The organism is bacterium, from assembly GCA_035308905.1.
Classification (GTDB): Bacteria; Sysuimicrobiota; Sysuimicrobiia; order Sysuimicrobiales; family Segetimicrobiaceae; genus DASSJF01.
The window spans coordinates 1-26,157 of record DATGFS010000029.1 but is presented as its reverse complement, the minus strand read 5'-3'; the positions used below and the strand labels follow the sequence as shown (position 1 = coordinate 26,157).

The 26,157-nt window shown below is 68.1% G+C and carries 20 protein-coding genes, 1 tRNA gene, 2 rRNA genes and 1 riboswitch; of the genes, 11 read left to right on the top strand and 12 right to left on the bottom strand.

The window, feature by feature from the left end; translation table 11 throughout:
• Nucleotides 1-15: 15 nt before the first annotated feature.
• From tilS to VKT83_08220, 3 genes are read right to left on the bottom strand one after another with little or no spacing between them, the layout of a single operon-like run.
• Complete coding sequence (gene tilS, locus VKT83_08230) at nucleotides 16-1,014, bottom strand: tRNA lysidine(34) synthetase TilS (GenBank protein HLY22440.1); 999 nt, start codon at nucleotides 1,012-1,014, stop codon at nucleotides 16-18.
• 4 nt (nucleotides 1,015-1,018) lie between these two features.
• A complete protein-coding gene (locus tag VKT83_08225; protein HLY22439.1) occupies nucleotides 1,019-1,411 on the bottom strand; it encodes a cupin domain-containing protein in 393 nt (130 codons plus the stop codon).
• A gap of 53 nt (nucleotides 1,412-1,464) precedes the next feature.
• Nucleotides 1,465-3,396 (bottom strand): peptidoglycan DD-metalloendopeptidase family protein, encoded by a 1,932-nt coding sequence (locus VKT83_08220; GenBank protein ID HLY22438.1) that lies wholly within the window; start codon nucleotides 3,394-3,396, stop codon nucleotides 1,465-1,467.
• A 295-nt stretch (nucleotides 3,397-3,691) separates the two neighbouring features.
• On the opposite strand from VKT83_08220, the gene VKT83_08215 reads away from it, so the two are divergent.
• Complete coding sequence (locus tag VKT83_08215; GenBank protein HLY22437.1) at nucleotides 3,692-3,919, top strand: hypothetical protein; 228 nt, start codon at nucleotides 3,692-3,694, stop codon at nucleotides 3,917-3,919.
• Between the two features lie 46 nt (nucleotides 3,920-3,965).
• Complete coding sequence (locus VKT83_08210) at nucleotides 3,966-4,949, top strand: Gfo/Idh/MocA family oxidoreductase (protein ID HLY22436.1); 984 nt, start codon at nucleotides 3,966-3,968, stop codon at nucleotides 4,947-4,949.
• Nucleotides 4,950-4,979: 30 nt separating this feature from the next.
• On the opposite strand, the gene VKT83_08205 is transcribed toward VKT83_08210, so the two are convergent.
• From VKT83_08205 to VKT83_08185, 5 genes are all read right to left on the bottom strand, one after another.
• Nucleotides 4,980-5,056, bottom strand: a tRNA-Met gene (locus VKT83_08205).
• A gap of 195 nt (nucleotides 5,057-5,251) precedes the next feature.
• Complete coding sequence (locus VKT83_08200; protein ID HLY22435.1) at nucleotides 5,252-6,730, bottom strand: hypothetical protein; 1,479 nt, start codon at nucleotides 6,728-6,730, stop codon at nucleotides 5,252-5,254.
• 95 nt (nucleotides 6,731-6,825) lie between these two features.
• Nucleotides 6,826-7,575, bottom strand: a complete 750-nt coding sequence (locus tag VKT83_08195; GenBank protein HLY22434.1) for a hypothetical protein — start codon at nucleotides 7,573-7,575, stop codon at nucleotides 6,826-6,828.
• 10 nt (nucleotides 7,576-7,585) lie between these two features.
• A complete protein-coding gene (locus VKT83_08190; protein HLY22433.1) occupies nucleotides 7,586-8,566 on the bottom strand; it encodes a hypothetical protein in 981 nt (326 codons plus the stop codon).
• A 14-nt stretch (nucleotides 8,567-8,580) separates the two neighbouring features.
• Entirely contained in the window at nucleotides 8,581-9,219 is a 639-nt protein-coding gene (locus VKT83_08185) for a hypothetical protein (protein ID HLY22432.1), read from the bottom strand.
• A gap of 442 nt (nucleotides 9,220-9,661) precedes the next feature.
• On the opposite strand from VKT83_08185, the gene VKT83_08180 reads away from it, so the two are divergent.
• The 9 genes from VKT83_08180 to ligD (VKT83_08140) all read left to right on the top strand — a co-directional run bounded on the left by VKT83_08180 (nucleotide 9,662) and on the right by ligD (VKT83_08140) (nucleotide 22,293).
• Nucleotides 9,662-11,431 (top strand): GspE/PulE family protein, encoded by a 1,770-nt coding sequence (locus VKT83_08180; protein HLY22431.1) that lies wholly within the window; start codon nucleotides 9,662-9,664, stop codon nucleotides 11,429-11,431.
• Between the two features lies 1 nt (nucleotide 11,432).
• Nucleotides 11,433-12,365 (top strand): GAF domain-containing protein, encoded by a 933-nt coding sequence (locus VKT83_08175; protein ID HLY22430.1) that lies wholly within the window; start codon nucleotides 11,433-11,435, stop codon nucleotides 12,363-12,365.
• Nucleotides 12,358-16,314, top strand: coding sequence for a GAF domain-containing protein (locus VKT83_08170; GenBank protein ID HLY22429.1), 3,957 nt, complete (start codon nucleotides 12,358-12,360; stop codon nucleotides 16,312-16,314). The genes VKT83_08175 and VKT83_08170 overlap by 8 nt, the downstream gene beginning before the upstream one ends.
• Nucleotides 16,315-17,322: a sensor domain-containing diguanylate cyclase gene (locus VKT83_08165; protein ID HLY22428.1), complete on the top strand. Its 1,008-nt coding sequence runs from the start codon at nucleotides 16,315-16,317 to the stop codon at nucleotides 17,320-17,322.
• 68 nt (nucleotides 17,323-17,390) lie between these two features.
• A riboswitch (cyclic di-GMP riboswitch) is annotated at nucleotides 17,391-17,467 on the top strand.
• 13 nt (nucleotides 17,468-17,480) lie between these two features.
• On the top strand, nucleotides 17,481-18,029 hold the full coding sequence (locus VKT83_08160; GenBank protein ID HLY22427.1) for a CAP domain-containing protein: 549 nt from the start codon (nucleotides 17,481-17,483) through the stop codon (nucleotides 18,027-18,029).
• Between the two features lie 138 nt (nucleotides 18,030-18,167).
• A complete protein-coding gene (locus VKT83_08155; GenBank protein ID HLY22426.1) occupies nucleotides 18,168-19,526 on the top strand; it encodes a dipeptidase in 1,359 nt (452 codons plus the stop codon).
• A 261-nt stretch (nucleotides 19,527-19,787) separates the two neighbouring features.
• A complete protein-coding gene (locus tag VKT83_08150) occupies nucleotides 19,788-20,405 on the top strand; it encodes a DNA polymerase ligase N-terminal domain-containing protein (GenBank protein HLY22425.1) in 618 nt (205 codons plus the stop codon).
• On the top strand, nucleotides 20,402-21,370 hold the full coding sequence (ligD, locus tag VKT83_08145; GenBank protein ID HLY22424.1) for a non-homologous end-joining DNA ligase: 969 nt from the start codon (nucleotides 20,402-20,404) through the stop codon (nucleotides 21,368-21,370). The genes VKT83_08150 and ligD (VKT83_08145) overlap by 4 nt, the downstream gene beginning before the upstream one ends.
• Complete coding sequence (gene ligD / locus VKT83_08140) at nucleotides 21,367-22,293, top strand: non-homologous end-joining DNA ligase (GenBank protein HLY22423.1); 927 nt, start codon at nucleotides 21,367-21,369, stop codon at nucleotides 22,291-22,293. The genes ligD (VKT83_08145) and ligD (VKT83_08140) overlap by 4 nt, the downstream gene beginning before the upstream one ends.
• A gap of 39 nt (nucleotides 22,294-22,332) precedes the next feature.
• On the opposite strand, the gene VKT83_08135 is transcribed toward ligD (VKT83_08140), so the two are convergent.
• From VKT83_08135 to VKT83_08120, 4 genes are all read right to left on the bottom strand, one after another.
• Nucleotides 22,333-23,994: a gamma-glutamyltransferase family protein gene (locus VKT83_08135; GenBank protein HLY22422.1), complete on the bottom strand. Its 1,662-nt coding sequence runs from the start codon at nucleotides 23,992-23,994 to the stop codon at nucleotides 22,333-22,335.
• Nucleotides 23,995-24,194: 200 nt separating this feature from the next.
• On the bottom strand, nucleotides 24,195-24,413 hold the full coding sequence (rpoZ, locus tag VKT83_08130) for a DNA-directed RNA polymerase subunit omega (GenBank protein ID HLY22421.1): 219 nt from the start codon (nucleotides 24,411-24,413) through the stop codon (nucleotides 24,195-24,197).
• A 164-nt stretch (nucleotides 24,414-24,577) separates the two neighbouring features.
• Nucleotides 24,578-24,694: ribosomal RNA gene (gene rrf, locus VKT83_08125) — 5S ribosomal RNA — on the bottom strand.
• Nucleotides 24,695-24,851: 157 nt separating this feature from the next.
• Nucleotides 24,852-26,157, bottom strand: a 23S ribosomal RNA gene (locus tag VKT83_08120); the annotation flags it as partial.

Here is a 26,157-nt window from a genome sequence, read left to right as displayed (position 1 = left end):
ACTACACGGCCGGGCCTACATCGCCGTCACTTCGATCACATCCGGCCGCCGAAAGATCCGCACCCCGCCCGGCGCCTCCCACACCGCGCCGGACCGGCCGCCGAGGACCCCTAAACGGGCCTCTTCTATATGAACGAACGCAATCTGGTCGCCGTTCCCGCGCACCCGCCGGATCGCCTCCCGCAGCGCGCGACGCTGCAGGGCGACCGGGAGCCGCTCAAACGCGTCCGGAGCGATCCGCACCGAGGCGCGGGTGCCGCGAAGCACCGCGTCCACATCACGCGCGCTCAGCGCGTCGAGCGCATCCGCTTCGTCTCGCATCACGCCGGCAAGCCTTGCGAGCGCCCGCCGCACATCGGGATTATACCCTTCAAGAATCGGCAGAAGGACAAGGCGGACGCGGTTGCGGAGCACGCTGAGATCGCGGTTGGACGCGTCCTCGCGCGCGTCGAGCGCGTGCCGCGCGAGATAACGGGTGATCTCGGCGCGCGGCGTTTCGATCAGCGGACGGATCACGCGCAGGCCGCCGTGGGGCCGCACCGGCGGGATGCCCGCCAGTCCCCGCGGTCCACTCCCCCGAAGGAGGCGCATCAGCACCGTCTCCGCCTGATCGTCCCGAGTATGCCCCGTCGCGATGACCGCCGCCTGGATCCGCGCGGCGACGCCGGCGAGGAACCGGTACCGCGCCTCGCGGCCGGCGTCCTCGATCGAGCGCCGCTCGCGCGCGGCCGCCGCCGCGACGTCCTCGGTCGCTTCATGGTAAGGACAGCCGAGGGAGGCGGCCATCCCGGCCGCCGCGGCGGCATCGAGCGACGCCTCGGGCCGGAGGCCGTGGTTGAGATGGGCGGCGTGCAGATCGAGGCGGAGGTCCTCCCGCAGCGCGGCCAGCACCGACAGCAGCACGGTCGAATCCGGTCCGCCCGACACCGCCGCGACGACGCGCTCGCCGCCGGCGAGCATCGCGTGCGTTCGGATGGTCTCGCGAACCTGCGCCGCGAGCGGATCGCGTGCCATCCCGCTAGGCGCCGTCCCGCGCCTTCCCCCGCACTTCAGCGTCGCCGTAGCCCGCGCCCGCGCGGCGATAATCGTCCCGCGGCGGCGCGAAGACGTCGAGCACGACGCAGCGGCCGGCAAGCGCGCGTCCCCCGTGGGGCACATTCGGCGGCGTCTCCCAAAAATCGCCCGCCCGGACCGGATACTCGACGCCGTCCTGGATCCGAATCCATTCCCCCTCCAGGCACAGCCCCCACTGCTCGTTGGGATGCGCGTGCACGGGCGACTCGGACCACGGCTCGATCTCGACGACGGAGAGCATCACGTGCGTGCCCGGAAACACCCGCGCGCGGATGCCGGCGGCCAGCGTGCGCGGAATGCCCCCCTCGCGGAGGTTATGGAACCACTCACGGCCCATGTCCCACCTCGCCCGCGTTCGGTTGGCCGCGCCCCGTGGATAGCAGGCCGCGGCTACAAGCTCAGGGGATTGATCGGGTGCCCGTTCTTGCGGATCTCGAAGAACAGGTGCGGACCGGTGCTCCATCCCGTGCTGCCGACCTGGGCAATGACCTGGCCGCGCTGCACGTGTTCGCCGACGTACACGCGATACACCGACAGGTGCGAGTACGTAGTCGTGACTCCGTTGCCGTGGTCCAGGATCACGAGCGTCCCGTTGGCCGGCAGCGAGCCAGCGAAGATCACGGTGCCGGCGGCCGGCGCGTCGATCACCGCGCCCATCGAGGCCGCGATATCCACGCCCGTGTGAAACTCCGGCGTATCGAAGATCGGATGAACCCGCCATCCGAAGCCGGACGTGATGGGACCGAGAATCGGCCACGGCATTCCGCCGTTGAGCAGCGTCGGCACGGTGCCGTTCGCCTGATTGAACGGTTCGGCTCCTCCGTTCGGTAGCCCGTACAGGACGACGCCCGGGCGGGGCGGGATCTCGGGGATGGCGGTCGCGCTGATCGACGAGATGCGCGCCGCTTCCGCGTTGAGCTCCGCGAGGACCTGCCGTTCGCCCGCGGCGATCTGGGCGAGTTGAGCCGGACCGGCACGAGGCTGCGACGCGCCGGGCGTGGCCCCCGCGGGCGCGGCGGCGGCCGTACCGGTCTGACGCTGCGCGTCGACGGCCAGCATCGCCACCGATTGCCCCTGCCGGACGGAGTCGCCCGGCCGCACGACCGGCGGCACCACCCATCCGCCGGCCGGGGCGCGCACGACCGTTTCGGCGAGATTCGCCTCGGCGCGCCGGGCGGCGGTCTGCGCGTTGACGGCGTCCGTCTGAAGCGCCGCGAGAGCGCGCGCGCCCTCCGCGGCGGTCACGATCGTGGAGGCGGCCTGCTGCGCCAACACCCGCGTCTGCGCGGCATGCCGCGCGCGTACCGCCCCGGCCTGTTGGAGGATCTGCGCCTGCCGGCGGACGGCGGCCGCGGCGACGGCCTCGGCCTGCGCCGCCGTCAGTTCGGCCTGCGCGCGGTGGAGCTCGGCGGTCGCCGCCTGGAGGCGCGCCTGCGCCGCGTCCTGCGTCACGGTATCGGCGGTGATCTGCCGCACGGCCACCGCTCCCTGCGCCACCAGCGCCTTGTCGCGATCGACCGCGGTCGTCGCGGCCGCGGCATCGTCCTGCGCGGCGCTTACGCGGCGCTGCGCCGCCGCGATCGCGGCCTGAGCCTGCGCGACGGTTTCGGCCGCCCGCAGCGCACCCGCCTGCGCGCTCCGAAGCTCGGTGCGTGCGGCGGAGACCTGTCCCTGCGCCGCGGTGTACGCGGCCGTATCGGCATTGAGCTGCTGCGCGGCGATCAGGCCCTGCGCAAGCAGCGCCTGGTCGCGATCAACGGTCTGGCGCGCGGACGCCGCCTCGGACTGCGCGTCGCTCAACACCTCGGTCCGGGCGGCCACGATCTGCTGCTGGACCTGTGCGAGCTGCGCCTTGGTCGCCGCGTCGACCTTCGGGACGGCGATTGGCGGCAGAGAAGGCAGCGGCGGCATCGTGGACGCGCTGCCGACCGCGGCGGTGACGCCGGCGGCGGCCTGATGCCGCCCCGCGGCAAGCCTGGCCTGGGCGGCGTTGACCTGCGCCGTCAGCGCCGCCGCGCGGGCGCGCGCCTGTGCGAGCGCGGTCCGGTAGCGGCTCGGGTCCAATTCGATCAGCACCGTGCCGGCGGTGACGTAGCGGCGGTCGTCGACATCGACCTTGAGCACGGAGCCGGCGACCTGGGCTCCAATCGGAACGAGGACTGTGGGTGTCTGCCAGGGTTGGCCGGGGACCGCCGGCGCGGCGGGTGTCCCCGCGGCAGGCAGCATGACCGCGCCGGGCGCGCTTCCTCCGACGCCGGACAAGGTGCCCGCCACGAGTGCGACAATGACCGCTCTCGCGAGCGGCGCAATCCGTTGTGTCACCGGCGATCGACCTCGTAATGACGCTACCGCGTACAACGTGGGCGGGTCACGCGGCTGTTCCCATATTCTTCCCGTGTGAATGAGATCTCATGATGAAGAGATCGAAAAGTCGTGGTAGCGGCCTCTCCCATCCCTGCGAGTGTCCAAAGCCGTCGTGGCTTCAGTGTAGCCCCTGCCGGCCTCACGCGCAATTCCCGACGGTCGGAACTGGGTGATCGACGACATGCGCGGCGCCGCGCCCGGTTCCACCTGCTCCAGAGGAAACCCCCGAAGGCATGCTGAACGGAGGTCCGCCATGGAATATGTCCTGAACTCCGTCAACGCCGGTTCGCTGACCAGTTCGGTCCAGGGACTGGGGGACGCTCTGTCGCGCGCGGCCGGCGCGGTGACGATGCCGTTGCAGCAACTGATCCACGCGCGCCTGCCGCTTCCGGTGATGGACCCGACGACGGTCGTCGTCCTGGTGCTGGTCTCGGTGGTCGTGGTGCTCGGAATCGGGTATTACGCGCTGTTCACAGCGTAAGCGGCGGGCGCCCCTCCGGGAGCGCGGGAGAGGTTGAAGCGCACGAATGGACCGCGTCCGTTGGGGAGTCCTCGGTGTGGCCAACATCGGCATGCGCGTCGTGCTCCCGGCGATCCAGCAGTCTCGCAACGGACGCATCGTTGCGATTGCAAGCCGGGACGCGGCCAGAGCGGACGAGGCCGCACAACGTCTCGGCATCGCGCGGGCCTACGGCTCGTACGCGGCGTTGCTGGACGATCACGAGGTCCAGGCCGTGTATGTCCCATTGCCGAATGCGCTGCATCACGATTGGGTGCTGCGGTGCGCGGCGGCCGGGAAGCACGTCTTGTGCGAGAAGCCCCTGACCACGTCGCCGGAGCACGCCCGGGAGATGGTCGCGGCGTGCGCGCGGGCCGGCGTGAAACTCATGGAAGCCTTCATGTACCGGTTCCACCCGCGAACAGAACGGGTCGTCGAGATGGTCGCCCGCGGCGTGGTGGGCGACCTCAAACTCCTGCGCGCATCGTTCACGTTTCCGGCCCGGGACCCAAGCCGGAACATTCGGTTCAACCCGGCGTTGGGCGGCGGCTCGCTCTACGATGTCGGGTGTTACGCCGTAAACGTGACCCGGATGCTCCTGGGAGAACCTGAGCAGGTATTCGCTCAAGGGTACGTCGGGGAGACCGGGGTCGACGAACTCGTCGGCGCGGTGCTGGCGTTCGGCTCCGGCCGCCTGGCGCTGCTGGACTGCGGCCTCACGATGCCCCGGCGTGAGGAGTATGACATCATCGGCACGGAGGGACGGCTCGCCGTCCCGAAGGCCTTTCTCCCCGGGACCGGCGATGCGGAGATCCACCTCATACGAGGAGCGGAGCGCACGGTGCTCACCGTGCCGGGCGTCAACCAGTATCAGGTTATGGCAGAGCGATTCGCCGACGCCGTCCTTCAAGACACCGGCGTGCCCTATTCTCCCGACGACGCCGTGGGCACGCTGCGCGTCATCACGGCGCTGCTCACCTCCATGCGGACGGCGAGGCCGGTCGAACTGTGACAGCGCGACGGTGCACGACAGGGAGACTGGTGGTGGCGGCGGAGGGCTTCGAACCCCCGACTCCGCGGGTATGAACCGCGTGCTCTGACCACCTGAGCTACGCCGCCGCGCACCGCTCATTATAGCATAGGCCAAAGGAGCGCTCTCCGTTCGTGCGGAACCCGAATCACCGGCGCCGCCGCCGATGTCTGATACGGTACCCGCCACGAGCACGAGGTTAACCGCTCTCGCGAGCGGCACAGTTCGTTGTGTCGCCAACGATCGACCTCGAAGTGTCGCTGCCACCGTCGTGATGCGGTGTGTCATTGCGCCCCGGCGCGCCGGAAGGCAAAGTCGCACACAACGATGCCGCCCGCCGTTGCGTTGATGGGACAGGTCAACGCGCCGAGCGGGACCAGAAATTGCGGGAGGTCCTCCGGACGGATCGCAACGGCATGCGGTCCCGGGACGATCGGCAGCGCGACCCCGGAGGGTTCGATTGGCCGATCATCCACATAAAGACGAAGGCTTACCGTAGGATCGGCCGGATCGCAGATGGTCTTCGGGCTCGCACTATGGAGACACACATGGAGAATGAGCGCGGCTGAACCGGACGGAATCGACACGGGCTCCCCTGCGAAGCCGTTGGGCGATCGAGGTGCTCTGGCGAGCGCGGCGACGGGCTCCGCTGGAATTTCAATCCTCGCCCGCGCCAGATAGGGAACAAGAAGGGACGGCGCGCGCGCTTCGGCCTGCGTCGCCGGAGAGGCCCCAAACGCCGCGGCGGAGGCCAAGACCGGAACGTCATGAGGCGGACTCGTCAACGTGAGTGCGCCGGCGCCGAACCCCGTCGTGGTCGTCACCCCGGCGGCGGGACTCTCCGCCGTGCTGGCGAATGCGGAGACGCCGCCTGGGTTCGCGGCGATGGTCATCGTACCTCCGGCGCCTATCGGCACGGTCATGCCGAACCCGTAGCTTCCAGAGCCGGTCCAAACAGTCGCGCGGTTGCCGGTACCAAGCGATCCGCCAAAACCGATCTGTAAACCCTGTGAACCGGTAGCCGCGCTGATCGTCCACCCGCCCAAGGGGATCTCGGCAGACAGGCTGGTTCCCTGCGGCCCGAACGTGTACGCCACCAGAACAGCCCCGATCGCCGCGGTCAGCGCGCCCGCACTCTGCGCCGCCCCGTTCTCGTACAGGGTCCCGAGGTCCACGGCCACCCCGCCGCGCTCGACGTGCAGCGTGGCGAGTGGTCCGGCCATCGTGGCGGCGAGGGCCACCTCATTAGTCCCGCCGAGCGGCCAGTGATGGACGATCTGCGATTGCATTGTACTCGCGATAAGCTCCCATCCGTCGGGCGTGCGAATGCTCGCGCCTGCGCCCGGCGCCACGCCGAAATTCTGAAGCGGGGTCTGCAGCGCGCTCGCCCCGACGACCGTGAGCCCGCCGCTGAGGAGATGGACCTGCCAGCCGCCTGCACTGATCGTCGCATCAAGACCCGGGCGGTGGACGTCCGCCCAGAACGCATGTGCGTCGGGAATGTAGGTGAGGTCGACGAATCCCACCGGCGATGCCGCATCCGCCGCGGTGCCGGACATCGCCAACGCCGGAGCGACGCGGAGGGGCTGCGCGACGGCGGTCGTGCTGTTCACAAGCAGCAAGACCGTATCGGCCGGGCGAATCCCCCGCACGAGAACGGTGTCGGAGGACGGCATCGTGACCTCGGCGATCGACGGATCTGCGGCTTCGGCATGAATCATGCCCGCCGGTGCGCGCAGGACGAGCTGCTCTCCGACCCGCACCCGCAGAGCTCCCGGGGACGACGGGCCGTGGTCCTGGGCGGCCGCGGGAGCGGGGACAAGACTCAGGAGCGCGCCGAGGACCGCGATGACCGCGGCTATGGTACGGTGGCGTTTACGACGAATGGCTTTCTCCCTTCCTGCGTAAGTACTGTGCGGGCGATCGTGCCCGAAGGCAACTTCTCCGGCCACTGGAGCGTGATCGACGCGCTCCCATGCGGCAGTATCGCCACCAGGGGAACATCCAGGCGCCCCAGGAAGCGGTTGTCCGGCGACAATAAGAAGATCACGCCGCGCAGACTCAAGAGCCCGTCACCGGTGTTGCGAAGATCCAACTTGATCGTGCCGGAGGACGCCGGGGTGACCTGGATGTCCGGCTCCGCGGCGGCGTCCGGAGCGGTGATCACGATCTTGAGCGCGATCCGCGCGAACGGAGCGCCGGGGGGACCCGCCACGACGACCACCGAGCCGTAGTGCGTGCGTCCATCGCTTTTGACAACAACCGCCACGCGCTTTGTTTCACCCGGACCGAAGGTCATGGGTTCGGGCAGGGTCGCCAAGCCGACGAGACTGTACGGCGTCGTATGCGGGGCCGTAATCCAGCCCCGTTCGTCGAGGTCGGCGAGCTCGAAACTCACCGGCAGCGGGGCACGTTCGTTGAAGTTTCGGACGTCGATCAGGAAGGTGGCCGGCTCGCCGCTGGCGGCGGAGGCGGCTTGGAACCGGGGACTGGCGGCGAAGCTGGCAATCGGGACCGTGGCGGCCGCGTGGACCGGCCCCGGCGCCGCCGCGAGGGCGGCCATCACGACGGCTATCCCTATGAGACGATGCGGCATGCTCATCTTCATTGCCTCCGTCTTACTGGGCCGTGAACGTCATCGTGACGGCCACGTTCGAGGTGACCGCCAGTGCAGGCTGCACGACAACGTAGTAGTCGACGGTCTGCGTGCCGCCTTGATTCGCAAGCACGGTCGCGGGGCTCGAACCGATGACCGTGCCTGCCGCGGCGGGAGCGTTGCAGGTGCTGCCCGTGCCTGCCTGAGCGAGCGCGACGTTGATCGGCTTGGACGGCGTCGGGCTCGTGGTGTAGAAAGCCGATAGATTCCAGTTTTGCACCGACGTGCGGACGGAGACGGTGAAACAGCCGGCCGCGCCGGTGCCGTAGGTATACGCGCTGTTGTCGTTCCAGGTCGTGCCTGGGATCCATGGTTTGCCGGCGGCGAACGCCCAGCCGCTGTTGTTGCCGGCCGAAAGTGTAACGTCCTCAAGGAGGCCTGCAGACGACGGTGTGATCGTGACGGCGATCGCGTTGCCGGGGCTCATCGTAATGGCCAACGTGGCGGCGGTGCTTTGGACTTTGAACGTGAGGCTAATGGTCACAGTGGAGGAGACCGCCACTGTGGGCTGCACGACGACATAGTAATAGGCAGTGGCGTTGCCCGTTTGATTCAGCGTCGTGAAACTGGAGTTGCCGATATCCGTGCCGGCCGCTGCCGGCGTGCCGCAGGACGCCGTACCGGCGACGGCGAGGCCCACGTGTAGGGAGGTGGAGGGGCTCGTCGTATACTCGGCGCTCCACGAGGAGTTGCCGTTGGCGTTTGCCGCCGATACCCGCACACAGCTCGTGTACGTATAGGCGGCGTTGTCGCTCCAGACGGCGGGGAACCACGCGGCGCCGGTGCCAAACGTCCAGCCCGAGCCGGGACTGTTGACGTCCTCCGCGAAACTCGTGGCCGCCGGCGAAACCGCCATCGTGGGATTGGCGGCCTCGCCCTGTTCGAGCGGAACCGCAAGCGCGGCGATCAGCAGCGTCGCGGCGAAGAACCGGGGAAGGCGCATCAGCTTGCGGGCAGCTACTGCGCCGTGAAGGTAATGGTGATCGTCGCGTTCGCGGCGGTTGCGATCGTTGGCTGCACCGCGACGTAGTAGTAAAACGTCTGCGAACCGTTCTGACTCGTCTGGAGGGTTGTTTGAGCGCCGCTGTTGGCGCTCAATACCTGGCTGCTGGTGGGAGTGCCGCAGGCGGCGGTCGATGGCGCGAGCGCCAGGCTGGTATTGCCCGACGTCAGACCGCCGCTAACCCCGTAATAGGCGGTTAACCCCCAGTTCGACAGCGATGTGCTGATGGTGATCGCGAGACAATTGCCGCTCCCGCTGACCCCGTAGAAGTAAGTGCCGTGGGTCCAGGCGTTTGGCATCCAGGCGGCGTTCGTGGCGTCAAACATCCATCCGGTCCCCGGACTCGTAACGTCCTCGGACAGGCTAAGCGTTGCCGGGGTGACGGTGACCGCAACGGACTGGCCGGGGGTCACCGTGATAACCACGTTGCCGCTGCCGCTCGTGGCGGCATGCGCAGGGACCGGCAAGGCGATACGGATCGCCATTGCAAGAAGAACAACAGTCAGAGTGCAGGCCCTCGCCAGATTTCCGTTGGAAAGACGGAGCGCCTTAGAACATGAACAGTCCTCGTCCTCGCGCGTGTCGGTGGTCATGATCTCCCCCCTGCTGCCACTGTGAGCCACGACAGGATTTCGAAAGTCCCGGCGCGGTTAACTTTGATGCCCCTTCCCAGATGATTTCAGGCAAACTCGTTGATATTATTTCGCTGAATTGCGGCTGATCGGCAAAATCAACTTATGGCCTATTCAAAGTTCGTCCAAGCTATATGACATCTCGAAATCTTAACTAAAACACCCAGGCCGGCCCTGCCAAGCTGTCCAGGATATTCCATTGAGCTCGCTAGCAGTTAGGTGAAAGTTCGGTCACAAAAGATGCTGGCACCCATATGAAAGGGGTGGGCTTCCTCTCGCTTGACGATACAGGCTCGAGTACCCTAAACCCACTCGATAGCGACCGATAAGGATCCGGGGGGAAACCGCAATGCACGAAGTGCTCGCCACGCAGGTACCGTCAACCGGTGATGGGACCGCACTCATGGCGGTCATGCCGTCGCCGGCGCCCTCCACCAAACGAAACGGCAAGTCGTTCCCGTCGCGCAACGACTCGATCGGGACCGTCTTGCTCGCCCGACGGGCGGTCACCGAGGACCAGTTAAGACAGGCAGTCGAGATCCAGCGCGAAAGCCGCGGCCAGCTCGGCCGCATTCTCGTCGAGATGGGCGCCGTCAGCGCGCGGGAGCTAGCCCGGGCGGTGGCCCAGCAGTGGGGTCTCCCCTTTGCGGAACTCTCGGACGACGGCCACCCCGAGGTGGCGCGATTGATCCCGCCGGCCCTCGCGCAGCGCCACGGCGTCGTCGCCATCGACCGGACGGCGGATCGTGTGGTCGTCGCAATGGCCGACCCGGCCAATGTCGTGGCGATCGATGATGTCCGGCTGCTGACGGGCCTGGAGGTCGACATCATCATCGCCAGCGCCGACGACATCGCGCGGGCGCAGAACCGCCTGCAGGGGATCGATGCGGAAATGGAAGCCCTGCTCAAAGGAGCGCCGGCCCCCGAGTCTGAGGTGATAGACGAACCGGCGGGGACCGACGAGGTCGCCGTGGAGCGCCTGCGGACGATGGTGGAAGAAGCGCCGATCGTCCGGGTGGTCAACCAGATCATTCACCAAGCGGTGCGCGCGGCGGCGAGCGACATCCACCTCGAGCCGCACCGGCGCGAGGTTAAGGTGCGGTTCCGCGTCGACGGGCAACTGCAAGATGTCATGGCGCCACCAAAGCAGATCCAGGCGGCGCTGATCTCGCGTGTGAAGATCCTCGCAAATCTCGACATCGCGGAACGCCGCCTGCCGCAGGATGGGCATATCCATCTGCGCCTCGAGGGCAAGGAGTATGACCTGCGCGTCAGCACGCTGCCAACGGTGCTGGGGGAGAAGATCGTGATCCGGGTGCTGGATCAGTCGAGCACGAGGGTGGCGCTGAACCGGATCGGGATGCCCAACGAGCTCTTGGCGGCGTGGGAAGGCCTGGTCACGAGGCCGCACGGGATGGTCGTCGTCACAGGGCCTACCGGCAGCGGCAAGACGACGACCCTGTACACCGCGCTGGAGCGGATCAACACGCCGGACCGCAACATCGTGAGCGTTGAGGACCCGGTCGAGTACCAGATCCCGCGGGTCAATCAGGTGCAGGTCAATGCGCGGACAGGGTTGACGTTTGCGAGCGGCCTGCGGAGCATTCTACGGCAGGACCCCGACGTCGTGCTGATCGGTGAGATCCGTGACCGGGAGACCGCCCAGATCGCGGTGCAGGCGTCGATGACGGGACATCTGGTGCTGACCACGCTGCACACCAACGACGCGCCGGGGGCGGCGACTCGGCTGGCGGACATGGGAGTCGAGTCGTTTCTGGTCACCGCGTCCCTGACCGGGGTGCTGGCGCAGCGGCTGGTGCGGGTCATCTGTCCGCAGTGCAAGGAGGCGTACACACCTCCCCCGGATGCCCTTCGCCGGCTGGGGCTTGATTCCGACCGTCCCCATGCCTTGCGGCTATACCGGGGCCGGGGCTGCGATTTCTGTCGGGGCACGGGATACCGTGGGCGGATCGGGGTGTTCGAGCTCATGGTCATGACGGACCGGCTGCGCGCGATCGTGCTGGGCGGCGGCTCGGCGGATCAGCTGCGGGCCTCGGCGCGAGAGGATGGGATGCGGCTCATGCGTCAGGACGGGGTGGAGAAGGTCCTCGAGGGGGTTACGACGGTCGAGGAACTGCTGCGCGTCATCTTCGTGTCCGGGGAGGGAGCGTAACATGGCCGCGGCCTGGCCCCTCATCGATCACGCCGAGCAGCGCGCGAATTTCGCGGCAGCCGAGGAGATGCTCACGGGTGCCACCTCGGCAGCGTCGGCCGCCGAGGCGATCGGGCGCGCTGTCCTCTTGTTGACCGGCGCGCCGCGCGCCGCGGTGTTCTTCCGCTCGTCGAAAGGCACGGTCACCTGTCCGTGGTCCCATGACCTGCCGGACGCCTACATCGGTGAACTGGTCACGCCGGACGGCATCAACCCCTGGGTTCACCTGATGCGGTGTCCTGAGTTCACGTGCATGGATATGCCAAAGGGCGGGCGGGCCTACAGCCCTAAGCCGTGGTTCCTGCCCGACGCTCGCGAGCTGCCGTTCCGCAATGCCGTGCGGCAGCGGCTCGAACGGGCCGGCCTGCGGTCGGTCTGCACCTGGCCGCTCAGCCGGGCGGGCCGGGTGATCGGCGCGGTCGTGTACTACTTCGATGCGCCCCACGTCTGCTCGGCCGAGGAAGAGGAGGCCATGAGCTCGTTCGCGCCGCAGGCGGCTGCCGCGGTTCCGGCCGGACCTGCGACCCTCGACGCGCCGCAGGGATCGCTCCGCGAGGTGCGTCCGTCGGTGGAAGCGGGACGCGCGGGACTCGAACAGGGCTCGATTGGGGCGCTTTCGTTGACCCAGTCCAAGCTGCGCGAGGAGCGGGAGCGCCTCGCGACGTTGCAGCGAGACCTGCAGGCTGAGCAGGCGCGGCTCGCGGCGGAACGGGCGGCGCTTGAGGCGGAGTACCGCCGGCTGGCCGATACTCGGGCGGCGTTCGCCGTTGAGAACGAATGGCTCGCGGAAGTCGAGCTGCGGCTTGAGATCGACGCGGCACGCGCCGGCGACCGTGACAACAAGGTCCCGGTGAACGCTCTTCGGCTGATCGGCACCGACGAGTCAGATGATTGAATCGACCGCGGCGGCGGTACGCACGGAGGGCCAGTCGAGGCTGGAGCCAGCCTTCGACCGCGGCGTGATCTGGGCACTTGGTTTGGCGCTGGCCTACTACGCCCTCGGCCGGTTGTACCTGCTGACGGCCAACCCCACGGACTACCCGACGGCCGTATGGCCTCCGGCGGGAATCGCCCTCGCCGGGCTCTTGCTCTTCGGATATCGGGTGTGGCCCGGCATCCTGATAGGCGCGTTTTTCACCGCAATGGGACCGTCGTTCCATCCGGCCGGCGCCGCCGCGGTCCTTCGGTCTGCCGGTGTCGCGGCGGGTCTTGCGGCCGGCGTAGTGCTCCAGGCATCCACCGGGGCGGCGCTCATCCGGCGGTTCGTCGGATTTCCGGCGGCACTCGATGAAGCCGCCGACGTCGCGAAATTCCTGATCCTCGGGGGACCCGTGGCCTGCGTTCTCGGCGCGGCGTGGAGTGTTGCCGTGCTCGCGCTCGCGGGGATCGACCCGTGGTTCTACTATCCGTTCAATTGGTGGACTTGGTGGGTCGGGGGGTCAATCGGCGTCATGGTCGTGACCCCGCTGATTCTTATCTGGGTGGGGCAGCCCCGCGCGGTGTGGCGCGCCAGGCGGCTCGCCGTTGGCCTTCCGCTGGTCGCCGCCTTCGCGCTGGCCGTGGTCGTTCACGCCACCCCGGGATTCCGATACCTGGGCCCGCGGGGGTCCTGGCAGTTGTGGGCGATGTTCGCGACCGGGCTCGCGTTCATCGGCCTGCTCACCTCGTTGCTCCTCATTGTGACCGGCCGCACGCTGAAGAGCGAGGCGCTCGCACTCGAAAACTCAGGGCTGTACAAGCGGTATCGGAGCTTGTTCGAGGGAGTCCCTGTCGGGCTCTATCGCGCTGCCGAAGACGGGCAGATCCTCGACGTCAACCCCGCATTTCTGCGCATCCTCGACTACCCGAGCCGCGACGCGCTCGACCCCGTTAACGCGGCCAATCTCTACCTCGACCCCGAGCTCTGGGAGCGATGGCGCACTCAGCTCGAGGGCGACGCCAGCGTAATGGATTTCGAGAGCCAAATGAATCGCTCCGACGGCTCGCTCGTATGGGTCCAGGCCAGCATCGGCGCGACGCGCGATGCCTCCACCGGCGTCGCCTACTACGAAGGAGCGATCGTCGACATCACCGAGCGCAAGCAGGCGCAGGCGCACGTCGAGGCGCTCAACGAGATCGTGACGGCGGCGGCGGCGGCGGCCGACCTGCAGACGTTCCTGGACACGCTGCTCGACCGGACGCTGGCGGCGCTCGAAGGCGCTCACGGCGGCGTCTGGCTGGGTACCGGCACCTTCCTCAATCGCCACATGCCCCCCGGTTTTCGCATGGAGACCGTCATGTCCGCGGCCGAGGCCGCCGGGCTCGAACTGACCCAGGTCCAGGCTGTGGAGAATTGGGAGGCCGCTGCCGGACTTCTGCCCGAGGCCCTCGCGCCGGCGATTCGCCGGGCCGGGGTGCGGGCGTCGATCATGGGCCCTCTGCTGGTAGACGGCCGGCCAATCGGGGGGTTGCTCATCACGACGGCGCGCCCGCGGCGCTGGCTCGCGGCGGACCTTCGCCTGGTCGAAGCCGTCGGCCGTCAGATCGGGACGGTGGCAGAGCGGCTGCAGCTGCTCGACGACGTGCGCGCCCATGCGAGAGATATGGAGGCCCTGCACAGCCTCGGGGCCGCGCTGCGACGGACCACCAGCCTCGGCGAGATCTACGCGCTCATTACCGAGCGTACGATGGCGCTCCTGCGCGGAGACCACGCCGCGCTCGTGCTGCTTCAGCCGGACGGTCGTACGTTCCAACCCGTGTGCGTGCGCGCGGTCAAAGGGGTGGCGCTGGATGCCACCGTCGCGGTCGGGCCGCGCATCGCGGCCGCGGCCGTCGAACGCGCGGGTGCGCTCGTGATTCCCGACCTGACCACGGCGTTTGGGGCGGGTGGCGGCGCGGTACCCGGCGGCAGCATGGGGCCCTGCGTCGCCGTCCCCCTGCGAGAGGGGGAGCGCGTGATCGGCGCTCTGGTGATCGCGCGCCGCCGGGGCGGCATACGCGAACCGTTTGCGCGACGCGACGCGGATCTCGCGACGGCCTTGGCCGAACTCTCGAGTCATGCGATCGACCGCACGCAGCTCACGCAGCAGGTCGCGCAGGAACTGGCAAACGTCCGCGGCCTCTACGAAGGTGCGCAGCGCATGGCCGAGACGTTGGATCTCCAGAGCCTTGCGGACGAAGCTGTGGACCGCTGCGTGCACGTGTTTGGCGCGACGGTCGCATGGATCGCGAAGTTTGACGAGGCTGACCGGTTGCAATGCCTGGCCCACCATCCGAGTGAGACGCGCCTCGGCTCGCTCATTGAGGACTGGGCCGGCTCGACGGCCTGCGACGCCATTCGTGCGCCGCTCGCGGCCCGCAGGTCCGTCGTGGTGCAGAACGTCGGGGAGGACCCCGACGCGACGGTGCCTGCGGCGCTCGCGGCCGACCTGGGTGTGCGGGCGGCGGGAATCTTTCCGCTGATCAGCCGTACGAGTACCTTCGGGGCGCTGGTCCTGTACGCGAATCACGCCGCGTTCTTTACGCCGGACCGCGTCGAGTTCTTCCAAGCATACGCTCACCAGCTGGCGGCGGCCTTGGAGAACGCGCGCCTGTATGACGACGCGACCCGGCGATTGGCTCAGCTCCAGGCGCTGCACGAAATCGATCAGGTGATCACCGGCAGCCTGGACCTGAAGGCGAGCCTCAGCGTCGTGCTGGCCAAGACTGCGGCACAACTCGATGCCGATGCGGCCTGCGTGCTGCTGTTCAATCCTCGCCTGCAGGCGCTGGAGTACGCCGCGGGGCAGGGGTTTCTGACGGACGGGTCCCGTAACGTGCGGATCAAGCTGGGGGAGGGTCTGGCCGGACTGGCCGCGCTCGAACGGCGGTGCGTCGGCGTGGCGAACCTCGACGAGGCCCCGGATGCCTTGAAGTTGATTGGCGTCACGCATCGACGCCGCGAGCGGTTCCGGGCCGCCTACGCCGTCCCGCTGATCGCGAAAGGCCAGTTGCTCGGCGTGCTGCACGTGCTCTACCGGCGGCCGCTGACGCCCAACCACGAATGGTTGGAGTTCCTCGACATGCTCGCCCGGCAGACGGCGATCGCGATCAGCGATGCCCAGCAGCTCCGGGCGCTCGAGCGATCCCACGACGACCTCATGCTGGCCTACGACACGACGCTGGCGGGCTGGGCCCGCGCGCTCGAACTCCGAGATAAGGAAACCGCCGGCCACGCACAACGGGTGACGGAGCTGGCCCTGCGGCTGGCAAGTCAACTCGGCGTGGCGGACTCTGATTTCATTCACCTCCGGCACGGAGCGCTGCTCCACGACATCGGGAAGATGGCCATATCCGACACGGTGCTGCTGAAGCCCGACCGGCTCAACTCGACCGAACGGGAGCTGATGGAGCGCCACCCGGTATACGCCCGTGACCTGCTGATGTCGATCCCCTACCTGCGACCGGCGTTGGACATTCCGTACTGCCACCATGAGAAATGGGATGGCACCGGCTATCCCCGCCGGCTGCAGGGCGAGCAGATCCCCCTGGCCGCGCGAATCTTCGCGGTGGTGGACGTGTGGGACGCGCTCACACAGGATCGACCCTATCGCCGGGCGTGGAGCGAGGATCGCGCCCGCGAGTATATTCGCGCCGAACTGGGCCGCCACTTTGACCCCCGGGTCGGCGAGGCCTTTCTCAAGATGCTGGTGCAGGATGAGGTGAGCGGCGCGGACGACCACCGCGTGAGCATGCTGGCCCCGCTCACGGCGTCGCTCAACGGCATCCGCGATGGGGTGCTGGCGCCGAGGGCCGATCTGTTGCCGACTTCCGCGACGGCGGCAGACGCCTTGCGCGGAATGCACAGCGATCGGGTGGCGATCTAAATGATCACCGCGACGGAGGCTCACAAACCGACCGCGTTTGTCGCCCGCCTGGCGACCGACTTTACCGTCCTCCTCAGTCTGCCGGAACTCGCCGAGTGCGCCCTCGAGGCGCTCGACGCGGAGGTTGGCTTCGAATCCTGCACGATTGGCCTGCGTGACGAGCGCGATCCTTCGATCTTGACGCTCGTCGGAGCCTCAGGGCTGTGGCGGCGTTTTCGTGGATTGACGATCCCTCGGGAGAAAGGACAGCATTGGGCGGTGCTGGAAACCGGCCGGCCCTTGTACGTTCCCGACGCGGGAACCGAGCCGTGGGTGTTCTCCCTGGGCGATAGCATGCATTCGGGGATCTATGCCCCACTGAGCGTACAGGGGCGCGCCATCGGGGTCCTGAGCGCCCACCGCAGCGAGGTGGACGCGTTCTCTGCGACGGAACTCGAGGTTCTAACCGCGGTGGCCGGGTACCTGGCAGGTGCCTGTGAGGTGGCACGGCTGTCCGAGGAGCGCCGCGCCTTTGCCGCCACCGACCCTCTCACCGGCTTGATGAATCGGCGGGCGTTTCTCGATCAGACCGAAACCGAAATCAGCCTCAGCCGCCGGACCGGCCGTCCGTTCGCCGTGGCCATGCTCGACATCAACGGCTTCAAGGCCGTCAACGACACGCTCGGCCACGCAACGGGCGATATGGCGCTTATTCGAGTCGCCGAGGCGCTCAGAACGTGTACCCGCACCCACGACCGAGTGGTCCGGTGGGGCGGCGATGAATTTGTGCTGCTCCTCCCCGGCACGACCGCGGCGCAGGCGCACCAACTGCTGGAGCGCGTTGGGCGCATCGCGGTGCCGCTGCGCGACGCGCCGGGGAGTTCGCAGCTCACCGTCTCGTGGGGCGTCGCATCGTGGCCCGCGGACGGCGACTCCCTGGAGATCCTGATGGGTGTGGCCGACGCCCGCCTCTATGACATGAAGAAGAGCGAGAAGACCGCCCGCGCACCCGCGATGCTCGCGAGGTAGGTTCTTCGCACCGGCGCAGTGTCCGGTGCCTATAGGCCGGGGGAGTGCCTTCGCAGGTTCGGCCCTCCTCCCGATAACGGCAAACCTGGGGCGACCCAGGGGCGCAAAGCCACGGGACCCGCATAGGGTCAGCCGGGCTGCCGAAGGAGGAGCGATAGATGAAGACCCGATCGGTTGCCCGCACTCGCGGCTTCCCGGCATTGCCCGTGGTTGTGCTGGTTACGACGGCCCTCAGCCTTGTGATGGCGGAGGGCGCGGCGGGCCAGACCGTCCTCGACCTCGGCGCCGTGATGGTGCCGACCAACATGCCGGCAACACAAACTGAATTCGTCCCCGATGCCGAGACGGCGCTCTTCCACCTCTTGAACCGAACCCGGAGGCAACACGGCCTGCCGCTCCTTGTCATGAACGGCGTCTTGCGGAACACCGCACGGAGCCACTCACGCGAGATGGCACTCGGCGGGTTCATCGGGCACGGATCGCCGTCCTCCGGAGCGTTCCTCGAGCGCCTGGGCACGGTGCTGCGACCCGGCGAGTTTGTGGGGGAGAACGTCGCGTGTGGCGGCACGATCACCCAAGTGGAGGCCGCGTTTGAGGCAAGCCGCGGTCATTTGGAGAACATGCTGGACCCCCGGTTCCGCAGCGTCGGGATCGGCATCGCCACCGCCGGCGCCGAACTACTGGTGACGGAGGACTTTGCCGAGTAAGACGCTTAGCTGGTGGCCTGGCCGCACCGGGACGCGCGCGGCCAGGCCACCACGGAGTCGCCAAAGGAGCGCTCCAGGTCCGCGCGGAACCCGAACCGTCGGCACCGTCGCATCACCGCGAGACGCCAGGAGGACGTGATGCCCAGCCCGGTCGAGTTCGCCGACGCCCACCGCGCACGCTTCGAGTCCGAGCTCAGCGATCTGCTCCGCATTCCGAGCATCAGCACGCTGCCGGAGCACCGCGACGATACCCGCCGCGCCGCCCACTGGCTCGCCGAGAATCTCCGGTCGATGGACCTGCCGGTGGAGCTCATCGAGACCGCCGGCTATCCGCTGGTCTACGCGGAGTGGCTCGGCGCCCCCGGCCGCCCCACCCTCCTCGGGTACGGCCACTACGACGTGCAGCCCGTCGATCCGGTCGATCTCTGGACGTCGCCGCCCTTTCAACCTGCCGTCCGCGGCGGACGGCTGTTTGCCCGCGGCGCGGCCGACGACAAAGGACAGATCCTCACGCTCATCGCGGCGATCAGGGCGTACCTTCAGACGAGCGGCAGGCTGCCGATCAACGTCAAGCTGCTCATCGAAGGCGAGGAAGAGTCGGGCGGGGCCGGCATCGAGGCGTACGTCCGCGACCACGCGGACCGGCTGCGGGCGGACGCCTGCCTGGTGCTCGACTCGGGCATGGCCGCGCCGGGCGTTCCCGCGATCACGCTCGGACTACGCGGGATCGTCGGGGGGGAGATCGAGGTCTCGGGCGCGGCGCGGGATCTTCACTCCGGCATCTACGGCGGGGTGGCGCCGAACCCGTTCCAGGCCCTCGCCGAAATCCTGACCGCGCTCAAGGACAAGAACGGGCGCATCCTGATCCCCGGTTTCTACGATCGCGTGGCGCCGCCGCTGGCCGAGGAGAAGGCCGGGTGGGAGCGGCTGCCGTTCGACGAAGCGGCGTTTCTCCGGAATGAGATCGGCGCGCCGGCGTTGATCGGCGAGCCCGGGTACGGCGCGCTCGAGCGCATGTGGGCCCGGCCGACGTTGGAGATCCATGGGATGCCGGGCGGGTTTACGGGCGCCGGGTCCAAGACCGTGATCCCCGCGCGGGCCGCGGCGAAGGTGAGCATGCGTGTCGTCGCCGACCAGCGCCCGGACGAAATCGCGGGCGCCTTTACCACGCACGTGCTGGCGGTCGCGCCGAAGAGCGTGCGCGCGGAGGTCAAGATGGGCCACGGGGCGCCGCCGGTGGTCATCTCATCGAACGCGCCGCCGATCGCCGCGGCGAAGCGCGCCCTCACGGAAGCGTTCGGCCGCGAGGCGGTGTTCGTGCGCATGGGCGGGTCGGTTCCGATCGTGTCCGAGTTCGCGGGACGGCTGGGGCTCCCGGTCGTCGTCACCGGATGGTCGCTGCCGGATGCGAACGCCCACAGCCCCGACGAGAGCTTGGATCTCGAGCACTTCCACAAGGGCATTCGCGCGCTGATGCGGTTCTTCGAGGAAATGTAGCGCCGGCGAGACCGCACGGGTTAAGCCGGGTTGGCTCCGAAGAGCTACCTCACTCTCACCCGCGTGCAGCGCTCGCCGGCATGCGAGAATGTAGCACATCACACACGCGCAAACAATCCGGAACGATCGTTCTTGTGGACAAGCCGTGGATATCTCGTGTGACGTCCCGAATGAGATCCCACGGGTTCGCGGGTACGCTAAAGGTGAAAGACGAGACGAAGGACTGCCGCTCCGCGGCGGCGGAGAACCGGAGCGTCTGCCATGAGCCTGCAGGAGTACCGGCGCAAGCGGCACTTTACCGCGACGCCCGAGCCGTCGGGCGCTCACCGTCGCCCGCGCGGAGGGACGAGGCGTCTCCGCTATGTTACCCACAAGCACCGCGCGCGGACGCTGCATTACGACTTTCGACTCGAGTGGAATGGCGTGCTGCTCTCGTGGGCGGTGCCGAAGGGTCCATCAAGCGATCCCGGCACGCGGCGGCTCGCCGTGCGCGTCGAAGATCACCCATTGGATTACGCGAAGTTCGAAGGCCGCATCCCTGAAGGCGAGTACGGCGCGGGAACGGTCGTCATCTGGGACGAGGGGATATGGCGCCCGGACGATCCGAACGTCGATGCGGCGCTGCGCCGCGGCGAGCTCCGGTTTACGCTGGACGGACGGCGGCTCAAAGGCGCCTGGGTGCTCGTCCGAACGGGGCTGGGCGTCGCCGGCCGGTCGCGGCAAGCGTGGCTGCTGATCAAGCGGCGTGAAGCCGCCGCGCCGTCCACCGCCGGGTCCGCCGCGGCGACGAAGTCCGGGGCTCCGCGCACGCCGCCGGCTTCCGCGCCGCGTACCCGCCGCCGGCAGCGCCGATCGGCCGCGCCGTCGGGGTCGGCGTGACCGCGGAGCGCGCGCGCCGGACGTCCGGCGCCTCCGCGGCGTCCGGCCGCATTCCTTTTCGCGTCAAACCGATGCTCGCGACGTTGGTCCGCGATCCGTTTCACCGGCCGGGATGGGTCTACGAAGAGAAATACGACGGCTACCGGATCCTGGCGTATAAAGAAGGAAGCCGCGTCCGTCTCGTGTCGCGGAACGGCAACGACCGGACGGCCGCGTTCGTCGACGTCGCGCGGGCGGTGCAGGATCTTCCCGCGCGCACGCTGCTCCTCGACGGCGAAGTCGCCGCGTTCGACCGTCGAGGCGTGTCCCGCTTTCAACTGCTTCAGCAGGGCCGGGCCCCGCGCTCCTACGTGGTGTTCGACTGCCTCTACCGGAATGGAAAGGATCTGCGGCGGGAGCCGCTGCCGGTCCGGCGCGCCGCGCTGGAGACCGTCGTCGGGATCCGCGGAACGGTCCATCGCGCGAGGCGCATGGCCGCGAACGGCCTGACCGCCTACGGCGAGGCAAAGAAGCGCGGCTTCGAAGGGATCATTGCGAAAGACACCGCGGCGCCCTACGTGCAGGGCCGCTCCAACAAATGGCTGAAGGTCAAGGTAAGGCAGGAAGACGAGTTCGTCATCGGCGGGTACACGCCGCCGCGGGGCGCGCGGACGAAATTCGGCGCGCTGCTGCTGGGCGCACACGACAGGAACGGCCGGCTTCGATACGTCGGGAAGGTCGGGACGGGCTTCACCGAGCGCACGCTGGCCTCCCTGTACCGGATGTTCCGGCCCCTCGTGCGCCGGACGCCCCCGTTCGAGAATCCTCCGCGGGAGCGCGACGCGACGTACCTCGAGCCGCGCCTCGTCGCGCAGATCGCCTACGAGGAATTGACCGCGGACCGGAAGCTCCGCCAGCCGGCGTTTCTGGGATTGCGCGACGACAAGAACGCCCGCGAAGTCGTTCTGCCGGAGGCCGCGTCATGAGCCACACCCCTGCGCGCCGCACCGCCGGGCCCCGGGCGCGCGGCGGCCGTTCCGCCGTCGCGATCGGCCACCCCGACAAAGTGTTTTGGCCGGACGAGGGCTACACCAAGGGAAATCTCGCCGAATACTATCAGGCTGTGTTCCCGCGCCTCCGGCCGTATGTCGAAGACCGGCTGCTCGTCCTGGAACGGTGCCCCGACGGCATGCGCGGGCAGTGCTTCTATCAGCGTGAGGCCCCGAAAGGACTGCCGCCCGGCACCCCGACGCAGAACGTACGCGATCACACCGGCTCCACGACGTATGTCGTCGGCGGGAAATTGGAAACGCAGCTGGCCCTCGTCAACCTCGGCTGCATCCCGGTGCACACGTGGCTGAGCCGGAGGCGCGCACCTCACAAGCCGGACTGGCTGTGTTTCGATATCGATCCGACCTCCGGAGAGTTCTCCGACGCCGCCCGGGCGGCGGTGGTGATCAAATCACGACTCGACACCCTCGGTCTCAAGTCGTTTCCGAAGACATCCGGCGGCCGCGGCATGCACATCTTCGTCCCCCTCCGGCCGGGCCCGGATAACGCCGCGGTGCTCGCGTTCGCGGAAGCCTTCGCGCGCATCCTGGCCGACGCGCACCCCAAGGAACTGACCGTCGCCGCCCGCGTGCGGGCGCGCCGCGGACGCGTCTATCTCGATCCGTTCCGGAACGGATTCGCGCAGACTGTGGTGGCGCCGTTTTCTGTGCGGCGCCGCCCGAAGGCGCCGATCTCGATGCCCCTGGATTGGTCCGAGGTGTCGCCGAAGCTCGATCCCGCCCGCTTCAATCTCGGAAATTACGCGCGGCGGCTCGACGAGCCGGACCCCTGGAAGGATATGCTGCGGCACCGGCAGTCGCTCGCCGCGGCGATGCGCGGCGGACGGCGCGCCCGATAGCCGGCGGCGCGAGCCGGGCCGCCGTCGAGAACCCCGGGACTACGCTCCCACGGCCGCCGCTGGATGGTACGGGTCGGCGCCGCCGGACAGCGCTCCCGTCGACGGATCCCGCGCCACCGCGACGGGACTCGCAAAGAACCTCGGAGCCATCGTCTCTTCCGCCGCTACGATCCGGTGGCCGCGCCGCGCGAGATCGTCTCGGACCGCCGCGGGAATGCGCGCGTCGACGACGACCTCGTCTCCGCTCGCGTCCATGCGCGGCGCGTCGATTGCGGCCTGGGCGTCCATCCCGAACTCCATGTGGTTGAGCACGAGCTGCAGCACGGCGTCGATGATGCGGCGCCCGCCGGATGCGCCGACCGCGAACACCGGACGGCCTTCCACGCCCACCACCGCCGGCGTCATATTGGCGAGCGGGCGCCGGCCCGGCGCGGCGGAGTTGCGGTGGCCGGGCTCGGGGTTGAACCACATCATCCCGTTGTTCAATAGAACTCCCGCGCCCGGCACCAGCACTCTCGAGCCGAACCGGGACAGCAGCGTCTGGGTCAGCGAGACCATGGTGCCCGACGCGTCCGCGGCGCAGAGATGCGTCGTGCTCGTGGGGTCGGCGCCGGTTCGCCCGCCTGCCCCCGCGGGCGCCGAGGCGCGCTCGCCGATCCCCGTCCGCCGGGTTGAGATGTGCGCATCGCTGGTGAGCGCGTCCCACCCGCCCTCGTCCGACAGAAGGCGCAGCCGGTCGTCGAACGCGGCGTGCGTCGCTTCGATCAACAGATGCAGGTACGGCGCGGTGTTGTGGCCGAGCCGCCCCAGCGGCGATCCCGCCGTGAGGCCGGCGATCTCCGCAAGCGTGGCGCCGCCGCTCGGACCCGAGGACAGCATCACGTCGTAGCCGAGCGCGCGCGAGACGAGCGCCGGTGCGACCCGCGCTTCGTACCGGGCGAAGTCCTCCGTGTCCAGAATGCCGCCGTGGCTCCGAACATCCTCGATGATCCGCTTGGCGACCGCCCCGCGGTAAAAGGCATCCGGGCCCTCGGCGGCGATCGCCTCGAGCGTGCGGGCGAGGTCCGGCTGCTTGACGAGATGCGGCTGCGGCGTTGCGGCGGGGACGATCGGCAGCCCGCCCGGCATGAAGAGCGACGCCGCGGATTCGTACCGCCGGAGCGTCGCGGCGTCGAGCGCGACCTGCAGCGTGGTGGTCCAGTCCGCCGGGAAGCCGTTCCGCGCGAGCGCGATCGCCGGCCGCAGCACCTCCGCCAGCGGCATCGTCCCGAGGCGCTCGAGCGCGAGCGCCAGGCCCGCCGGCACGCCGGGCACCGCGACCGAGCGCGGGCCGTGAATGTTGGCCTGGTTGCGGACGCGCCGCCACCCGAACAGCTCCGTATCGTAGCCGTCCTCGAGTTCGAACATCTCGGCGTGCGCCGCGAGCGGCGCGCGCATGCCGAATTCGACGACACTGGCCGCGTCCGCGGGGCCCGAGGCGCCGGCAGGACGGCCGACCACCATGTAGCCGCCTCCGCCCAACCCGCTCATCCACGGCTCGATCACGCCGATCGCGAACGCGGTGGCGACCGCGGCGTCGACCGCGTTGCCGCCGCGATTCAGCATGTCGACGCCCGCCCGCGCCGCCAGCGGATGCTTCGCCGCGACGACGCCGCGGTGACTCGTGACCAGCGCCTTACGAAACTGCCAGCCGCTCTCCACGACTGTCCTCCACGCTGCGCCGACGACTCGTCGCCCGGCGTGTGCTCCGGGCGACGGCTTGTCACTGCATGAGCCTTCGGGAGTTAAAAGTCGAGCCCCTGCGGCCGCCGCCGCCGGCGGGCGGCCGCGCGGGCCCGGAAAAACGAAACGGGGTCCGGATCTGAGATCCGGACCCCGCCGCCGTGCGTTCTCTGCGCCCGCTAGTCTTCCTTGATCGGCTCCGTAGACTTCTCCGCGCGCACCTTGCCGGCGGCGATTTCCTCGAGCGCGACCGTCACCGGGTTCGTGCTCGGGATATCGACCATCGGCAGTTGGCCCTCTTTGAGCTGACGGGCGCGCTTGGCCACGCCGATGACGAGCGCGTATTTGTTGTCGACCTTGTCCAAGAGCGTCTCAAGCGGAGGGCGGATCATCGACATGCCGATTCCTCCACGATGATGCCGCGCACCGATCGGCTGTTGAGCGATGTGCGCAACAGAATGACTAACGTATCTCTAACGTGTGCCCACGGTTCTGCGCCGTATCGTTCGAGATTCGAAGGGGATGCGGTGGGGGAAGGATTGACCTTCCCCCACCGACATAACCCCGGCAGCGACCTACTCTCCCACGCCGGTGCCGGCGCAGTACCATCGGCCCTGGAGGGCTTAACGACCGTGTTCGGAATGGGAACGGGTGTGACCCCTCCGGCAACGCCGCCGGGAACCTTGCCGCGGACGCAGTTGCATCCGAGCGCGCGCGTCCGCACATTTCGCCCATGGCTCGTGCGTTCGGATCCCAGGCTTCTTAGTGCATCAGAAGCCCTTGCCTGCGACTCCGAGCCACGGTGCAAGCTCCATACAGCTGCCCCTACAATTCGTACCCTCAAGCCCTCGACCGATTAGTACCGGTAGGCTCAAGACCTTACGGCCCTTACACCTCCGGCCTATCAACCAGGTAGTCCTCCTGGGGTCTTACTCGGTTACCCGATGAGAGGCCTCATCTTGGGGTGGGCTTCGCGCTTAGATGCTTTCAGCGCTTATCCCGTCCGCACATAGCTACCCGGCGCTTGCCCTTGGCAGGACAACCGGTACACCAGCGGTGCGTCCACTCCGGTCCTCTCGTACTAGGAGCAGCACCCCTCAAGCCTCTTGCGCCCGCAGTGGATAGGGACCGAACTGTCTCACGCGTGTGATTTCCCTCTGTCTCCAGAGGCACAGACTATAGCTTCATCCTTCCAAGGAGTCGGAAGGAGCCGGCGTGTGATGGAGACCACAGATTGCCTTTTCGGCAGGCGCTCCATCTCAGGCTTTGCAGCCATCAGTCGTTACAGGGAACGGGAGCTTGTATCGCATTTCCGGCAGCACATATGGACCGATGAGACTTACCAGTTTCCTGGCCTCGGCGACTGTCACGTACAGTCACCGGCCTCTCCGCACTCCGCTTCGGTGCACCGCGGTCTTCACGCCGAAGTTGTCCCGCAGGACCGCTTGCAGCCGTTGAAGATCCTCGGGGCCGAAGCATTGAGTCTCGAAGAGCATCGATCCTTGCCGTCGATCGCACGTGCCATCGTCCATGAACCAAACTGCGAGCGACTCCGGGTGTCTGAACAGCGTTCCGATCGTCTCGGGGACGATCTTCCTGCCGTTCGCATAGAAGAGTTCTCGAAGTTCAGCCAGGTACGGATGGCACCGCGTCACAAACCGCCAGAAGGGATACCCACCGTTGTCGTGCTGGTGCAGGGGACCAGGTCGAAGCGCCGTGAGTTGCCGGTGCTTCCACGCGACGTACGCTTTGTAGCGGGCCGCGTGATTCACCTGAAGCCGGATGCCTCGGCCGTGTGGCTCGAGATATCCATCCCCCAACACAGTCCCGATCAACGTCTCCTTCATTGATCGGCTCCCGTTCTTCCCTCGGTATTGCCCTCCGCAGCGTTCGGAACTGCGGGAGGGTTCCACCGATATCAGCCGGTTAGACACCTCAGGATTACTCCTGAGGGACGCAGTGTGATCTACGTTCTGAACCCAGCTCACGTACCGCTTTAATGGGCGAACAGCCCAACCCTTGGGAGCTACTACACCCCCAGGATGCGATGAGCCGACATCGAGGTGCCAAACCTAAGCGTCGATGTGAACTCTTGGCTTAGATCAGCCTGTTATCCCCGGCGTACCTTTTATCCGTTGAGCG

Excerpts from the sequence above, each read along its gene's own strand:
- VKT83_08185 (HLY22432.1), bottom strand. The coding sequence starts at position 9,219 with ATGACCACCGACACGCGCGAGGACGAGGACTGTTCATGTTCTAAGGCG.
- VKT83_08175 (HLY22430.1), top strand. The coding sequence starts at position 11,433 with ATGGCCGCGGCCTGGCCCCTCATCGATCACGCCGAGCAGCGCGCGAAT.
- VKT83_08215 (HLY22437.1), top strand. The coding sequence starts at position 3,692 with ATGGAATATGTCCTGAACTCCGTCAACGCCGGTTCGCTGACCAGTTCG.
- VKT83_08190 (HLY22433.1), bottom strand. The coding sequence starts at position 8,566 with ATGCGCCTTCCCCGGTTCTTCGCCGCGACGCTGCTGATCGCCGCGCTT.
- VKT83_08160 (HLY22427.1), top strand. The coding sequence starts at position 17,481 with ATGAAGACCCGATCGGTTGCCCGCACTCGCGGCTTCCCGGCATTGCCC.
- ligD (HLY22423.1), top strand. The coding sequence starts at position 21,367 with ATGAGCCACACCCCTGCGCGCCGCACCGCCGGGCCCCGGGCGCGCGGC.
- VKT83_08150 (HLY22425.1), top strand. The coding sequence starts at position 19,788 with ATGAGCCTGCAGGAGTACCGGCGCAAGCGGCACTTTACCGCGACGCCC.
- VKT83_08210 (HLY22436.1), top strand. The coding sequence starts at position 3,966 with ATGGACCGCGTCCGTTGGGGAGTCCTCGGTGTGGCCAACATCGGCATG.
- tilS (HLY22440.1), bottom strand. The coding sequence starts at position 1,014 with ATGGCACGCGATCCGCTCGCGGCGCAGGTTCGCGAGACCATCCGAACG.
- VKT83_08170 (HLY22429.1), top strand. The coding sequence starts at position 12,358 with ATGATTGAATCGACCGCGGCGGCGGTACGCACGGAGGGCCAGTCGAGG.
- VKT83_08225 (HLY22439.1), bottom strand. The coding sequence starts at position 1,411 with ATGGGCCGTGAGTGGTTCCATAACCTCCGCGAGGGGGGCATTCCGCGC.
- rpoZ (HLY22421.1), bottom strand. The coding sequence starts at position 24,413 with ATGTCGATGATCCGCCCTCCGCTTGAGACGCTCTTGGACAAGGTCGAC.
- VKT83_08180 (HLY22431.1), top strand. The coding sequence starts at position 9,662 with ATGGCGGTCATGCCGTCGCCGGCGCCCTCCACCAAACGAAACGGCAAG.
- VKT83_08165 (HLY22428.1), top strand. The coding sequence starts at position 16,315 with ATGATCACCGCGACGGAGGCTCACAAACCGACCGCGTTTGTCGCCCGC.
- VKT83_08195 (HLY22434.1), bottom strand. The coding sequence starts at position 7,575 with ATGAAGATGAGCATGCCGCATCGTCTCATAGGGATAGCCGTCGTGATG.
- VKT83_08155 (HLY22426.1), top strand. The coding sequence starts at position 18,168 with ATGCCCAGCCCGGTCGAGTTCGCCGACGCCCACCGCGCACGCTTCGAG.